Raw genomic sequence first — 13,784 nt, 5'->3', positions numbered from 1 at the left:
CCGCGGTGGCTGCTCGCCGCAAAATCAGACATCGCCCCTGACCAGGGCGTGCAGGTGCTGGTCGTGCCATCCGTCCGCGTGCAGCAGTGCGCCGCGCATGGTGCCCTCGAAGGTGTATCCGGCCTTGTCCGCCACGCGGCACGATGCCGGGTTCGCCACCGAGTGGCACAACCGCAGTCGGTGCAGGCCGAGATCGTCCAGTGCCCATCGGCCGACCCGCCGTGTCGCCTCGGCCGCAATGCCCCCGCCACGTGCCGCGGGAAGCAGCCAGTAGACGATCTCGGCGCTGCCGCCCTGCAGGTCGACGTCGTTCCAGCCGATCAGGCCCATGGCCTCGCCGCCCGGCCGGGCGACGGCCCAGATCGCGGCGCGCTCGGCCTGCCACCGCCGGTGCATGCGCTCGATCCTCTGACGCGCCTCCTCCGGGGAGTTCACCGGCAGGCGGTTCCAGAGGCGAACGGCCTCGTCCTGGCCGGCGGCGTACAAGGCCGCGGCGTCATCGGCGTGCCAGGGACGCAGCTCCCACCCGCCCGCCAGCGCGAGCACGGGCTGGTCGGAGCGGGCCATCCGGCCTGCGGGAACGACATGCGGTATCGGCGAGCTGAAGATCATCGCGGCATCCTGCCACAGCTCACGCGGCTCGCCCCCTCGCCATGGGCCCGGCGGACCGTGCGCGGTCACCGCTGGTGCGGCGGTCACCGCTTGTGCGGCCACCATCGCGCACGCCTGCGTGAGCCGCGCGGCCCGCGCTCGGGCCGCAGGGGCGGTGCCAGGGCGAAGACCACGGTGATGTGCGCGCCTCCCTGCGGGCCGTGCGCGATGCGCATCGTGCCGCCGGTGACGGCCGCCGCCCTGCGGGCGATGTCGAGGCCGAGCCCGGAGGAGCCCGTGCTGCTCCCGCGGGAAAGGGCCCGGTCCGGTTCCGGGATGCCCGGTCCGGAATCCTCCACCACCAGTTCCACGGCCTGGGCGGTACGGGCGACGCGTACCCCGAACGCGGTGCCGGGCGGAGTGTGGCTGAAGACGTTGCCGATGAGCGCGTCCACCACCGCGGCGACGTCGTCGTCACTGAGGCCGACGGCCGTGGGCTCCTGGGTGAGGTCGAGGGAGCAGGGGCGGTTCTGCTGCTCCGCCAGGACCGCCCAGAAGGCGGTCCGGCGCCGCACGACATCGGCGGCCTCGCACCGGGGGCACTCGGACGACGGCCCCGTTCCGGTCGCCTGCCGGCCCGTGCTCGTTTCCGCGCTGCGCATGCCGTGGCCCATCGGGCCGACGGCGAGCGGTGTCCGCGCCGCGGTGATGATGGCCTGGAGTTCCGACTCCAGCGCGTGCACCGCCGCCTCCACCCTGGCCGACTCCGGTGTGCCGGCCATCCGCTCCGATGCGAGGTGCAGGGCGGTCAGCGGGGTGCGCAGCCGGTGGGACAGGTCGGCGACCAGTTCGCGCTCGATGGCGAGCAGTTCCGTCATGCGGTGGGCCATGGCGTTGAAGGCGACGCCGGCGTCGCGCAGTTCCTTGGGGCCCATGGGCTCCACCCGGGTGTCCAGATTGCCCTGGCCGAGGGTGTGCGAGGCCTGGGCGAGCTTCTTGGAGGACCGGACGACCTTGGCTCCGAGCCGGTCGGCGACCAGCACCGAGCCGCCGACCAGGCCGACCGCGAGCAGGAGCATGACCGCCCAGGAGGACTTGACCCCGCGGGTGAGTTCCTCGTCGGGGACGAAGTTCTCGATGACGGCGACCCGGTCACCGGGGAGCACCACGGGTTGCAGGCATATCCATCCGCCGGGAGTCTTCTGGGAGATGGACTCGCGTCCCTGCTGGGCCCGTTCGAGCAGTTTCACGGGGGCCTGGGAGTCGCCGATGCTCTGGGCGTCGGGGAGATGGATGACGAGGTGCTCGGCCTCGTCGAGTCCGGCGGCGGATTCCCGCAGCGCGGACGGATCCGTGGTGAGGGTGAGGACGGGTGCGAGGGCTGCGGCGCGCTGCTCGGCCGCGGTGACGCTCTGCTCCTTGACCAGCGACATCACCAGTGCGCCCAGGGGTATGAGGAAGGACAGGGCGACCATGGACGTCACGGCGAGCGCGACTCCCGCCAGTGAGCGTCTCACCGCGGGGCCACCAGTTTGATGCCGACGCCGCGGACCGTCAGCAGGTAGCGCGGCGCCGCCGCGCGTTCGCCGAGCTTGCGGCGCAGCGACGACAGGTGCACGTCGACGGTCTGGTCGTCGACGTACGGCTCGCGCCAGACCTCGGTCAGCAGCCGGCGCTTGGAGACGACCTGGCCGGTGTGGTGGGCGAGGAAGGCCAGCAGGTCGAACTCCCGCCGGGTGAGGTGGAGCTCCCGGCCGGCCAGGTACGCGGTACGCGCCCCGGGGTCGACCGCCAGCTCGCCCACGGTGGTGGCGCCCAGCGGGTCGGCGGCCGGTGCCGGCCGTGCCCCCGGGCCGGCGTGGGCGGCGCCCGCGGGGGGCACGTGGCTGGTGCGCCGCAGGACGGCGGAGAGGCGGGCTATGAGCTGTCCTCCGGAGAAGGGCTTGACCAGGTAGTCGTCGGCGCCGGCGTTGAGGAGTTTGATGATTTCGGTCTCGTCGTCGCGGGCGGTGGCCACCAGGACGGGGACGGAGGATATGCCCCGGATCATGCGCAGTGCGTCTCCCCCGTCCAGATCGGGCAGGCCGAGGTCGAGGACGACGGCGTCGACGGGAGTCTGGGTGACCTCGCGCAGGGCGCCGAATCCGTCGCCCACGCTGCGTACGGCATACCCGTGCTCCGCCAGGACCTCGATGAGTGACTGGCGGATGCTGGGGTCGTCTTCCACGACCAGGACGCTGGGCATGGGCACACCTTAGGGGTTCGGTCCGCGCACCGTTCCAGGGGGCGTCTTGCCGGCCTGACCGGCAAGACCGCCCCCTAGTGGGTGTCGAACGTGGGGCCGCCGTCGGTGAGGCGCAGGTGTACGGGGTGGTCGGCGACCGGAATGGTGCAGCCCTCCTTCGCGCTGCAGCTCGCGTAGCCGAGCAGCACCGTCGCCTCCCCGTTGCCGTCGGCGCGGATGGGCAGGGTGGTGGTGACGGGGCCGTCAGGGTAGACGGGCATCGGGGCGTCGACGCCGGGCACGCTGATGTTCCGTACGGTGGCGGCGGCGGTCAGTTTCCCGTCGGTCTTGAGGACCCCGGTGACGTCCACCGCGGTCGGCCGTCCCACGCCTTCCACGCCGGTGAGCGGCAGTTCGGTGCTGTACAGGTGGAAGCCCTTCTTCTCGGGGGTGAAGACGGCCGTCAGCGTGCCCTTCGCCGCGTGCCAGTCGGCCACCGAGAGGGTGACGGTGACTCCGTTCTCGGTGAAGCTGGTGGTGGTGGGCTGCGGTGCGGCGGCGGCCGCGGCGCCGGCGGCGTCCTCGGCGGACTGGTCGCCGCAGGCCGTGAGCGCGGCCAGGGAGAGGAGGGCGACCGCGGTCCGGGCCGTCCGGGTACGCCTCTTGAGCGGGAAAACGTTCATCTGGGTGTCCGTGCCTCTTGTGTCGGGAAAACGAATCGGTTCTCGGGTCTTCGGGGCGGGCCGCCGGGGGGACCGCTCACACGGCGGTGGTGAAGTCCGCGCTCCACAACTGCAGCCGGTACACCAGGTCGTTCCACACCCCGGTGGCCAGCAGGACGCCGACGAGCACGAGCATCCCGCCGCCGATCCGCAGGACCCAGGGGTAGTGGCGTTTGACCAGGCCGAAGGCGCCCAGGGCCCGCCGGAAGGCCAGCGCCGCCAGGACGAACGGCAGTCCCAGGCCGAGGCAGTACGCCGCCATCAGCAGCGCCCCGCGGGCCGCGCTGGCCTCGCTCCAGGCCAGCGCCTGTACGGCGGCCAGCGTCGGGCCGATGCACGGGGTCCAGCCGACCGCGAACACGGCGCCCAGCACGGGGGCTCCGGCCAGCCCGAGGGCGGGACGCCGGTGGCTGCGGAACTCCCGTTGGGTGAATCCCGGCAGGAACCCCATGAAGGACAGCCCCATCAGCACGGTGAAGACACCGAGCACCTGGGTGACCACCTCCTGGTGGGCCAGCAGGGTGCGGCCGAAGTACCCGAACAGCGCGCCCCCGGAGACGAGGACCGCCGTGAAACCGAGGACGAAGAGCAGCGCGCCGGCCGCCATGCGGCTGCGGCGCCCGCCGCGGGCCTCCGCCAGGTCCGAGACCGACAGGCTGGTCACGTAGCTGAGGTAGCCCGGCACGAGCGGCAGCACGCACGGTGAGAGGAAGGAGACGAGTCCCGCGAGGAACGCCACCGGCGCGGCGACGGCCAGGGTCCCGTGGAGGAGGGAGGGGGTGTCCGCGGCGGCGAGCGCCAGGCCCGCCGTCATGACGCCTCCTCCGTCACGCGGGCGAGCAGCGGGCGCAGTTCGTCCCCGGTGACCGCGCCGCCGATGCTGACGGCGATGTGTCCGCGGCGGTCGATCACGAGGGTCGAGGGGATCGCCTGCGGGTTGAGGAGGGCGGGGGGAAAGCGGAGCAGGAGCTCGCCGGCGGGGTCGTGGAGGCTGGGGAAGCCGAGGCCGTGCGCGCGTACGAAGGACAGGGCCGCGGCGCGGTCCGGGTCGCGGGTGTTGATCCCGAGGAACCGGACGCCCTGGTCCCGGGTCTGCCGGTCGATGTGTGCCAGGTCGTCGGCCTCCGCCCGGCAGGGGCCGCACCAGGACCCCCAGACGTTGAGCACGACGACCTGCCCGCGGAAGTCGTCGAGGGCGACCGGCTTCCCGTCGAGGTCGTCGCCCGCCAGCGCGGGCGCGGCGGGGCGGTCGGCGGGGTCGATGACCGTGGCCTCGGCCGCGGTGGCGACCACGGCCCTGGCCGCGGTCGCCGGTCCGGCCGCCGCCTCCGCGCGGCTACCGTCGGCGGCGACCGTGCCGACCGCGGCGAAGACACACCCGGCCGCGGCCGCCACGAGGGCGGCTCCGGCCAGGGCCGCGGTGCGCACCTGGACCCGGCGCGGGTCCGCTGGTCTCACGAGGCCCACTTGCGCAGGAAGGCGTTGATCCCCTCCGCCGTGAGGGAGGGGTTGCCCGTGGCGTGGGTGTCGGTGCGCACCTTGCCGGACGAGTTGACCACGATCAGTACGGGCATCGTGTAGGTGCCGCCCGAGGGGCTGTACTTGCGCAGGAGCGCGGAGTTGGCGGAGCTGTTGCCGCCGATGTCGATCTTGACCAGGTGGTACGAGGCTCCGAGGATCGCCGCCGTCTGAGGCTGGGCGAACACCTTGTCGGCGGCCTTGCAGTTGCCGCACCAGTTGGCCCCGAAGTCGAGCAGCACCATCCTCCCGTCGGCCTTGGCCGCGGCCAGTGCGGCGTCGATCTGCTTCTGCGCGTCGGCCGAGCTGTCGTAGCCGGGGCCGGGGACCCGGGCCGGGGCGGGCGCGGCGGACGTACGGGCCGGCTTGGGGGCGGCCGGACCGCTCTGGGTCCGGGAGGGGGCCGGCGAGGAGGACGCCTGGGCGGTGGCGGACGCCGACGGCGAGGCCGAAGCGCTCGGGGAGGCCTCGGTGGACGCGGAGGCCGACGGCGTAGCGGCGGCGAGGACCTGCGTGGACGGTCCGGCGGTGGTGGGCGAGGCGGAGCCGGTGCTCTCGGAGGACGGCCCGCAGGCGGCGCACAGGCCCACCGCGACGACGGCCGCGGCGGCGAACGGCAGCCGGACACCCAGGGGAGCGGCGGAGCGGGGCCGCGCGGCGTGGCGGGCACGGACGGGTCGGAGTATGCGAGAAGTCATGGCGAAGACACCCCAAGGCGCGCTGAGAACTACGGGAAGGGCGAGAGGCCTCCCGACTCGGTGAAGCCGGCGGACCCGCGGTCGCCGGGGCGGTGTGCCCGGACGCCGGAGGCCGGTCGGCTGACGTGAGCATAGGACCGCGGCGGGCCCTGCGAACCGCCTGCGCGGGATCTTGAGGTTCCCCTAAGGAACAGCTCACCTTCCGCTTCACCACGACCCGTTCGATGAGCGCATACGGGCAGGTGAATCCGGCGAAAGGGATCGGGAGGGACCGAGCGGTGCGGACCGGCCGAAGCGGTCACGCCGCCGGGGCCGGGTCGGCTGGGCCGGGCCGGCGGCCGATCGGCGGGGCCGGCCGGCCGGCTCTCAGAAGGACGTCTCGCGGACGCTGGCCTTGGCCACCGGGTCGATCGTCGCGGTGATGACGGACCGGTGGTCCGAGCCGCTGAACGTGACCGTCAGGGTGTCGTCGTCGGTCTGTGACGTGGTGGCCTTGAAGCCGCGGCTCGGGACCGCGGAGATCAGACACACGCCACGGCTCCCGTACCGCACCGTGACCTTGCCGCCCTGCGAGGGGACGGTGTGCAGGCCCGGTCCGCCGTTCTGGCAGTCCACGCCCGGTTTGGGTGCGGTGGTGCGGGCGGCCGGCGAGGGCTTCGCGGGCGGGGAGGAAGGAGCCGCGGGGGTCGGAGCCTCGGTCACGGTGGGCGAGGGGCTCGGGGACGCGGAGGCGGTCGGGGACGGCGGGACCGGTGACGGGTCCTGCGCCGCCGGCCACGCCGGGGGCGAGCCGAAGACCATGGGGGCGGACCGGGCCACCGGGGGCGTATGGCGGGTGGAGCCGACCACGAACTGGACCGTGGCGAGCACGGCCGTCACGCTGGCGGCCGTGCACGACAGCCATATGAACAGGTAGCGCGGAAATCGAGGCACGGCCCCATAGTGGCCGACGGGCCGGGCGGCGCGTCACCGGCTCCCCTGCATCGGCGCGACGGAACGCCGCCTCCCGGCGGTGCCATGGCCACACGCACGGACGTCCTCCGACCCGCGTACGGGTCGGAGGACGTGTGCGCCCCGGCAGCCGGTGGGAGGTGGCCGGTGTGCGGGGCGGGGGAAACGTTCCTACTTGGACGTACCGAAGTCCTGGGTCCACCACGGGCCGCCGTCGCCCTTGTGGACGCCTATGCCGATCTCCTTGAAGGAGCAGTTGAGGATGTTGGCCCGGTGGCCGGAGCTGTTCATCCACGCCTTCATGACCGCGTCGGCGTCCGACTGGCCGCGGGCTATGTTCTCGCCGAGGCGGGACCACCCGTAGCCGGCGGCCTCCACGCGGCTGGTCATGGTGGAGCCGTCGGGCCCGGTGTGGGACATGACGCCGCTGCGGGCCATGGTGTCGCTGTACGCGCGGGCGGCGGCGCTGAGCTTGGCGTTCACGGTCAGGGGGCCGCAGCCGGCCGTGGCCCGCTCCTTGTTGACCAGGGCGAGGACCGCAGATTCGGAGTCGCCGGAGGAGCTGCCGGACCCGCCGGAGGAACCACCGGAGGAACCGCCCGACGAGCCCCCGGACCCACCGGAGGTACCGGAGCCGCCGCCGGTGCTCCCACCGGACGTACGCGGGGGCTTGCCGGCCGGGGTGGACTTGGCCGGGCCGTCCTCCTCCGCCGCGGGCTTCGGCGGAGCCGCGGACTCCGTGCCTTCGGGCGTCGGCGTCCCGGGCGGCAGCGAGCCCGTGGCGGCCGCGGCATCGGCGGTGACCTCGGGAAGCGGAGCGGTGGGGCTCGCCGCCGCGGCCGTGTCCGCCGGGGTCGGCGTCCCGGACTTCGCCCCGGTGGCGCCGTCGGCCCGCTGGTCCACCTGCGTACCGCCGCCGGAATCGGCGACGGCGACGCCGACCGCCACCGCCGCGGCGGCCGCGGTGAGAGACAGGACGACGCGCGTGCGCATCGCCTTCTTCCGCCGCGCCTCGACGCGGGACGGCGTTGCGGGAGTTCGGCTGCTCATGCCTGTAGCACCTCACAGAGGGAAAGGGGGTGGGGTGCGACCGAGCCTAGGGTTGCGATCAGTGAAATCCGCCCGCTGGAGGGGTTCTTCAAGTTCCCTTAAGGAAGCCCGCAGGGTCGGTTCAGGGGACGAGCCGGGTCATCTACGGCCATTGGGTCGATACGGACCCGCCGAAGCCTCGCCGAAGCCCCGGCGAACACCGGCGCACCCTCGGCGAACCCGCGCCGAGGGCGCGTGCGTAGAGTTCGGCGCATGTCACAGCCCGTGCAACTCGTCATCCTCATCAACACCCTTCCGGGCCGCGGCCGGGAACAGGTCGCGGCGTTCGAACGCCTCGCCCCGGTCGTGCGGGCCGAAGCGGGATGCCTCCGGTACGACCTGCACCAGGTGAGCGGTGAACCCGACCGCTTCGTCCTCATCGAGCGGTGGTCGTCGCAGGCGGCGCTCGCCGCCCATGACGCCACACCGCACATGATCGAGGCCGACGCGGCGAGCCCCGCGTTCCGGGCGGGACCGGCGGAGGTCATCCGGCTCGTCGCCGACCCCCTGGCCTGACCGGGCACCCTCGCGGCTCCGCCGCGGGCGGGGCGGGCGCGCAGCGGCGGCGTGTGATCATGTCCGTCGACAGATCCGCACCTCATGGGGGGACCATGCGCACCCGCACCACCACCGCCACGACCGGTCTCGTGACCGCGCTCGCCGCGCTGCTCGTCCTCACCGGCTGTACGGCGCCGGGAGACAGCCGGCCCGCGGCGTCGAGCTCCGTGGCCTCCGTGCCCGCGCAGAGCGGCGGCGGGTCCGGCTTCGAGGGACCCCGGCCGCAGGACCAGAACCTGCTGGCGTGGACCGGGGATCCCAATGACGCGGGGCACGTCACCGCCCAGACGTCGGCCGGGGTCGGCGGTCGGGTCACCCTCGTACGGATCGTCCTGCGCGAGCAGATCACCTGGTCGAACGTGTGGCTGGGCCTGGCCGGCATCGACCCGAACGCCCAGCTCGCCAACTGCTATCTCGGCGTGTACGACGCCAAGGGTGCCCTCGTCGGAGCCACCCCGGACATCTCCCCCCAGCTGATGACCGACGCGATCGCCAAGCCGTTCGCCCTCGGCAAGCCGTTCACCGCCGCTCCCGGGACCTACTTCATCGCGCTGCTGCTCAACGGCACTTGGGCGACCAACGGCCTCACCTTGAAGTCCACGGGCGCCGGCATCTCGGTCAACGCGGGTCTGACGCCGCCGAACCTCCGGTACAGCACCCTGCTGACCGGTCAGACCTCGCTGCCGCCCACCGTGAACCTCGCCGAGCAGTCCACGAGCACCATCAACACCGGCTGGGCCAGCCAGTGGTACGCGATCTCCTGACCCGCGGGGTGGCCACGCTCACGCCCGGATGACCGCCCCCTCCGGAACGGCGGGGCAGCGGGCGGTGCCGGCCGCCTCGTGCCGGTACCAGGCGGAGTCGACGACCCTGCCGTCGGGAAGCGTGTGCAGGGCGGGGCCGTCGTCCGGGACGAACCCCGCGGCGCTCAGGGCCCCCCGGCAACGGTGGTTGGAGCTCTCGGTACCGGCCCGCACCGAATCCAGGCCCAGGTGCTCGTGGCCGAACCGGGCGGTCGCCGCCACGAGTTCGGTGCCCAGACCCCGGCCGCGGAAGGCCGGGGCGAGCCAGATGCCGATGGCCCCGTGGCGGTCCGGGGTGAGCGAACTCATCCCGGCCACCAGGCCCGTGGCCGGGTCGACGGCGAGCAGCCGCTGCTCCTCGGCCGGGCCGGGGAGCACCACCGGCTGTATCAGCTCCCGCCGGACCGCTTTGGGGAAGGCCCGCAGCCGCTCGGCACGGTTGCCGTCGTGGATGCCGAGGAGATGCGTGGCGGTCTCGGGGGTGACGATCGAGTCGGGGATCCAGCCGAACCAGCGCTGTGCGTCGGCGTCGGCCCCGGCGGCGGCGCCCATCTCCACGTCCAGGAAGTCGCGGGGGGTGTGCAGGACCAGCCGCCCGGTCCGCAGGGCGTGGCGGCCGTCGCCGCACCGGACAGGCGCGGGCTGCGGGCGGCGCGGCCCCAGGCCCCGGATCATCGGTCTCCTCACGCGGGAACTGTATGCGGCCCCCGCGCGCCCGCCGCCGCAGGGGTCGGTCAGTCCCGGATGGAGACGATCTTGCGGGTGGCCAGGTCGGCCTGGACGAAGACCTTCGTCGTGTCGCTGCCCCAGGTCAGCGTGACGGTGGCGTTCGTCCGTCCCGTTCCGCTCCCGGTGGAGGTGACCTTCCACTTGAGCGGCACGTTCTGCGCGCGGAGCACGCCGTCCGCGTGGTTCGCCTCCTCCCACCTCCTCAACTCCGCCTGGAGCGGCTCCGAGAGGTAGAAGGCGCGCAGGCGGTCCGCGGTGGGCCCGTCGCCGTCGTACACCGCGTCGATGTAGGAGCCGTAGAAGTCGGCGATCCGGGTGAAGGCGCCCTCCGGGCTGCCCGAGACGGACGGGGCCGGGGCGGCGGCCTGCGGCGCCTCCCCCGCCGCCGGTCCGTTCGCGGAGGCGCCGGTGACGAGGGCGAGGGTGAGTACGGCGGTGGCCGCGAGGGTGAGGGAGGCGGTTCGGCCGGCCGAGAGCTTGGACATCTGCTGAGCCTTTCCTCGTGCTGAGTGGCTGCACCGACCGACGCGGCCCGGGTCCTGTCCGGTTTCACGGAATGCGAGAAATGGCCGAAAAGTCACGCCTCCGGCCGTATCGGGCCCGTCAGCGGCCGGGCCGGCGTGCCGAACGGCCTCGTACGGCGGCGCGATCGCATCGCCCGGCCGGGCGACGACCGCCGTGGGGCGGAATGCCGTACCCGGGGCGGGGGTTGGTGCGGACGCGACACTGATCCCGGATGCACTGGAGAGCTCATGAAGATCGGCATCATCGGCGCGGGCAACATCGGCGGCAACCTCACCCGTCGGCTCACGGCCCTCGGCCACGACGTCTCCGTGGCGAACTCGCGCGGCCCCGAGACCCTGGCCGCTCTGGCCGAGGAGACCGGCGCCACCCCCGTCACCGTGGCGCAGGCGGCGCGCGGCGCCGAGATCGTCGTGGTCACGATCCCCTTCAAGAAGGTGCCGGACCTGCCGGCGGGCCTCTTCGACGAGGCGGCCGAGGGCTTCGCGGTCATCGACACCGGAAACTACTACCCGCGCCAGCGCGACGGCCGGATCGCAGGCGTCGAGGACGAGGGGCTCACCGAGAGCCGGTGGACCGAGCGGCACCTCGGACACCCCGTCATCAAGGCCTTCAACGGCACCTATGCCCAGGACATCCTCGACCGGCACCGCCCGGCGGGCGCCACGGACCGGATGGCGCTGCCCGTCGCGGGCGACGACGCCGCGGCGAAGAAGGCCGTACGCGCCCTGATCGAGGAGCTCGGCTTCGACACGGTCGACGCGGGCGGCCTCGACGACTCCTGGCGCCAGCAGCCCGACACCCCCGTCTACGGCCTGCGGGAAGGGGTCGACGCGGTCACCAAGGCCCTCGCCGAGGCCTCGCCGACCCGCCCGGAATCCTTCCGCGGCTGACCGGCACCGCGGGTCCCGGTCACGGGGGTCGCTCTGCGCCGAGCCGCGGCGGAGAGCGACCCCCGAAGACCCGGCATGCGCCCTACTGGGCGGCATATGCCGGTGGGTGACCTACCATGCAGACATGAGTGATCGTGCGATGCAGGAACCGACCCTCCTCCTCCTGACCGCGCTCGCGGACGAGCCCCGCCACGGGTACGCGATCGCGCGCGAGGTGGAACTGATCTCGGGCGGGCGCGTCAAGATGCGGACCGGCACCCTGTACGGGGCCCTGGAGCGGCTGCTGGGTCAGGGGCTGATCGAGGTCCACGAGGAGCAGATCGTCGACAGCCGGCTGCGCCGCACCTACAGCCTCACCGCCGAAGGCCGGCAGAGCCTGGCCGCCGAGGCGGAGCGGATCGCCGCCACCGCACGCGAGGCGGCGCGCCGCCTGGGCATCTCCGGCAGGACGGCTACGGCGTGAACCGCCGTCTGCTGCGCCTGTACCCGGCCGGTTTCCGCCGTGCCTTCGGCGACGAGATATCCGAGGCCTACCGGGAGGCGACCGAGGGCGCCGGGCCGCTCACCCGGCTGCGGGAAGCCGGGGACATCGCGGCGCACGCGCTGCGGCTTCGCCTGGGGGTGGGTTCGGCGCAGCGCGGCGGGCGCCTCTTCGCGGCGGCGGCGCCCTTCGCGCTGGCCGCCACGGGCGCCCATGCCGCTTTCCTGCTCGCCTCGGCCCTCAACCGCGCGTACGTCACCGGTCGCCCCGACTTCGAGACCCCGCTCGCGTATGCGATGAACGGCTTCTCCGTACTGACCTTCATCGGCGCCGTGATGGCGCTGAGCGGGCGCTTCGCCGCCGGTGCGCGGACCGCGTTCGCCGGCGTCGCGGGAAGCGCGGTGTGTCTCGTCATCGCCGTGCTGCCGGGCGCCCTGGAAATGCCGCTGGAGCACCTGGCCTACCTGGCCCCGCCCTTGGCGGTCGCCGCACTCCCGCTGCTCTGCCCCCCGGACCTGCATCCGCCCTGCCGGATCAGGACCACGACGGGGCTGGTGGCCCTGCTGCTCTGGGCGCCGTTGTCCGTGGTGCTCCTCGCTCTGCTCGACGCGGGCGGGCTCGGCATGATCGTGCTGTGGCGCTTCGCCGTGACCGTGGTGGCCGCCCTGGCCCTGGCCGGCCGTCCGGCGCTGTCGGGGATCCGTACGTCCGGTCAGTTCGCCCTGGCCGCGGCCCCGTTCCTGGTTCTGGGCCACTTCGCGGGGGTGGTGGGCGAGGACACCGCGCTGCCGTGCCTGGTCCTGCTCGCGTCCACCGGCCTGGCCGTGCGCCGGTGGCGCCGCAGGCACGCGGACACGGCCGGTCGGGTCTGAACCGACGGAGTCAGACCTCCGCATCCACGCCGGATCCGGCGGCGCTGACGCGGATCTTGGACTGGCCGTGGCCGAGTTCCTCCCAGTCCTCCATGAAGCGCGCGGACAGCCCGTGCCCGGCGGCGAGGTCGACGAGGGTCTGGGTGCGGTAGTAGAAGTCCTCGCGCAGCACCTGGTGTTCGGTGCCGGTGGTGCGGTCGAAGGTGAAGTCGAAGTGACCCCCGGGCGCGAGCACCCGGCCCACATGGGCGAAGCACTCGTCGATGACGTCGATCGGCGAGTGCGAGAAGACGCTGTGAGCGTGGACGACGTCGAAGTAGCCGTCGGGCAGGAAGTCCAGCGTCAGGTTCCTGGTGAGGGTCAGATGCGGGACCTTGGCCTGGAGCCCCCGCTCGGTCAGGGTCCGCTTCGCGGCGATGAGGATGTCGGGCGAGATGTCGATGCCGTAGTAGTGGCCCGCGTCGAGGTAGTCGATGAACCGCCAGCCGGCGCGGAGGTTGCCGCAGCCGATGTCCAGCATGCGCGCCCCGGGCTTCAGTCCGTGCCCGAGGAGGTAGTCGAACTGCATCTGCCCGAGCGCGAGCCAGCGTTCGTGGGTCTGGCTGCCGACCGCGGCCTCGGGGTTGCGGCGGGTGTCCGAGGCCATCACGGCCCGGTAGTAGCTGACGTGGTCGGGGTGCTTGAAGGCCAGCCAGCGGTCGCGGGCGGCCCGCTTCAGGTACGGGGCGATGCGGTGCGGACGGCTCGCGGCGTAGCGGACCTTGTGGACGAGGGATTCCCGGTTCGCGGTGAGGTTCTTCCTGGTGGCCATGAGCACTCCGTCTCCATCGCAACGTGAATCCCCGGCGGCAGGCAGGAGCGGCTGCCGCCGGGAAGGATCTTCAGACCCCACCATATGCCGGTGACCGACATATACAAACCACTGGACTGCCCTGGGAAGCAGAAGGCGCGGCACGGCGCACGCACGAACAGTTCAGGAACGTGGATATTTGCGGCGATATCGCCCAGATTGCCACTCGGCGGGCCGCCGGTCCACGCAACGCGCCCGCCCAGGGGCGTGATGCCTCGTCAGCCACGCCTCGGGCCATCGCGGCCGGCCGCGACAAGGCCGCCGGCCGGACAGCCGTCAGCAT

17 protein-coding genes are annotated in these 13,784 nt (G+C 73.2%); 5 read left to right on the top strand and 12 right to left on the bottom strand.

All coding sequences use genetic code 11. The annotated features are described in order from the left end of the window. Positions 1–24: 24 nt before the first annotated feature. From KO717_RS35730 to KO717_RS35690, 9 genes are all read right to left on the bottom strand, one after another. Positions 25–612 (bottom strand): GNAT family N-acetyltransferase, encoded by a 588-nt coding sequence (locus KO717_RS35730; protein ID WP_301373853.1) that lies wholly within the window; start codon positions 610–612, stop codon positions 25–27. Positions 613–695: 83 nt separating this feature from the next. Further along, positions 696–2,108: a sensor histidine kinase gene (locus KO717_RS35725; protein ID WP_301373851.1), complete on the bottom strand. Its 1,413-nt coding sequence runs from the start codon at positions 2,106–2,108 to the stop codon at positions 696–698. After that, complete coding sequence (locus KO717_RS35720) at positions 2,105–2,836, bottom strand: response regulator transcription factor (RefSeq protein WP_301373850.1); 732 nt, start codon at positions 2,834–2,836, stop codon at positions 2,105–2,107. The genes KO717_RS35725 and KO717_RS35720 overlap by 4 nt, the downstream gene beginning before the upstream one ends. Before the next feature lie 74 nt (positions 2,837–2,910). Further along, entirely contained in the window at positions 2,911–3,498 is a 588-nt protein-coding gene (locus tag KO717_RS35715) for a hypothetical protein (RefSeq protein ID WP_301373849.1), read from the bottom strand. A 76-nt stretch (positions 3,499–3,574) separates the two neighbouring features. Next, complete coding sequence (locus KO717_RS35710; protein WP_301373847.1) at positions 3,575–4,351, bottom strand: cytochrome c biogenesis CcdA family protein; 777 nt, start codon at positions 4,349–4,351, stop codon at positions 3,575–3,577. Next, a complete protein-coding gene (locus tag KO717_RS35705; RefSeq protein ID WP_301373845.1) occupies positions 4,348–4,995 on the bottom strand; it encodes a TlpA family protein disulfide reductase in 648 nt (215 codons plus the stop codon). The genes KO717_RS35710 and KO717_RS35705 overlap by 4 nt, the downstream gene beginning before the upstream one ends. Beyond that, positions 4,992–5,753 (bottom strand): thioredoxin family protein, encoded by a 762-nt coding sequence (locus KO717_RS35700; RefSeq protein WP_301373843.1) that lies wholly within the window; start codon positions 5,751–5,753, stop codon positions 4,992–4,994. The genes KO717_RS35705 and KO717_RS35700 overlap by 4 nt, the downstream gene beginning before the upstream one ends. A 366-nt stretch (positions 5,754–6,119) precedes the next feature. Then, on the bottom strand, positions 6,120–6,686 hold the full coding sequence (locus KO717_RS35695) for a hypothetical protein (RefSeq protein WP_301373841.1): 567 nt from the start codon (positions 6,684–6,686) through the stop codon (positions 6,120–6,122). Between the two features lie 189 nt (positions 6,687–6,875). After that, on the bottom strand, positions 6,876–7,754 hold the full coding sequence (locus tag KO717_RS35690) for a CAP domain-containing protein (RefSeq protein ID WP_301373840.1): 879 nt from the start codon (positions 7,752–7,754) through the stop codon (positions 6,876–6,878). Positions 7,755–8,006: 252 nt separating this feature from the next. On the opposite strand from KO717_RS35690, the gene KO717_RS35685 reads away from it, so the two are divergent. Next, entirely contained in the window at positions 8,007–8,309 is a 303-nt protein-coding gene (locus KO717_RS35685) for a putative quinol monooxygenase (protein ID WP_301373838.1), read from the top strand. A 95-nt stretch (positions 8,310–8,404) separates the two neighbouring features. Then, positions 8,405–9,115: a hypothetical protein gene (locus tag KO717_RS35680; protein WP_301373836.1), complete on the top strand. Its 711-nt coding sequence runs from the start codon at positions 8,405–8,407 to the stop codon at positions 9,113–9,115. Between the two features lie 18 nt (positions 9,116–9,133). On the opposite strand, the gene KO717_RS35675 is transcribed toward KO717_RS35680, so the two are convergent. Together KO717_RS35675 and KO717_RS35670 are read right to left on the bottom strand one after the other, a co-directional pair. After that, positions 9,134–9,841 carry a GNAT family N-acetyltransferase gene (locus KO717_RS35675; RefSeq protein WP_301373834.1) on the bottom strand — a complete coding sequence of 236 codons (708 nt, stop codon included), beginning with the start codon at positions 9,839–9,841 and terminating at the stop codon, positions 9,134–9,136. Positions 9,842–9,888: 47 nt separating this feature from the next. Continuing rightward, the gene (locus KO717_RS35670) at positions 9,889–10,368 is read right to left on the bottom strand and encodes a hypothetical protein (RefSeq protein ID WP_301373832.1); all 480 of its coding nucleotides are present in this window, start codon (positions 10,366–10,368) and stop codon (positions 9,889–9,891) included. Between the two features lie 24 nt (positions 10,369–10,392). Here KO717_RS35670 and KO717_RS35665 point away from each other — a divergent pair, with 24 nt between their 5' ends. The 3 genes from KO717_RS35665 to KO717_RS35655 all read left to right on the top strand — a co-directional run bounded on the left by KO717_RS35665 (position 10,393) and on the right by KO717_RS35655 (position 12,651). Beyond that, a complete protein-coding gene (locus tag KO717_RS35665) occupies positions 10,393–11,298 on the top strand; it encodes an NADPH-dependent F420 reductase (protein ID WP_367401562.1) in 906 nt (301 codons plus the stop codon). Between the two features lie 124 nt (positions 11,299–11,422). After that, positions 11,423–11,761: a PadR family transcriptional regulator gene (locus KO717_RS35660; RefSeq protein WP_301373830.1), complete on the top strand. Its 339-nt coding sequence runs from the start codon at positions 11,423–11,425 to the stop codon at positions 11,759–11,761. Further along, on the top strand, positions 11,758–12,651 hold the full coding sequence (locus KO717_RS35655; RefSeq protein WP_301373829.1) for a hypothetical protein: 894 nt from the start codon (positions 11,758–11,760) through the stop codon (positions 12,649–12,651). The genes KO717_RS35660 and KO717_RS35655 overlap by 4 nt, the downstream gene beginning before the upstream one ends. A gap of 10 nt (positions 12,652–12,661) precedes the next feature. Here KO717_RS35655 and KO717_RS35650 read toward each other — a convergent pair whose 3' ends face one another. Beyond that, positions 12,662–13,462, bottom strand: coding sequence for a class I SAM-dependent methyltransferase (locus KO717_RS35650; RefSeq protein ID WP_301373827.1), 801 nt, complete (start codon positions 13,460–13,462; stop codon positions 12,662–12,664). Between the last annotated feature and the right edge of the window lie 322 nt (positions 13,463–13,784).

It is taken from the genome of Streptomyces xanthophaeus (assembly GCF_030440515.1).
Classification (GTDB): domain Bacteria; phylum Actinomycetota; class Actinomycetes; order Streptomycetales; family Streptomycetaceae; genus Streptomyces; species Streptomyces kutzneri.
Note: the sequence above shows the minus strand (reverse complement) of the source record. Positions and strands in the feature narration are given on the sequence as shown.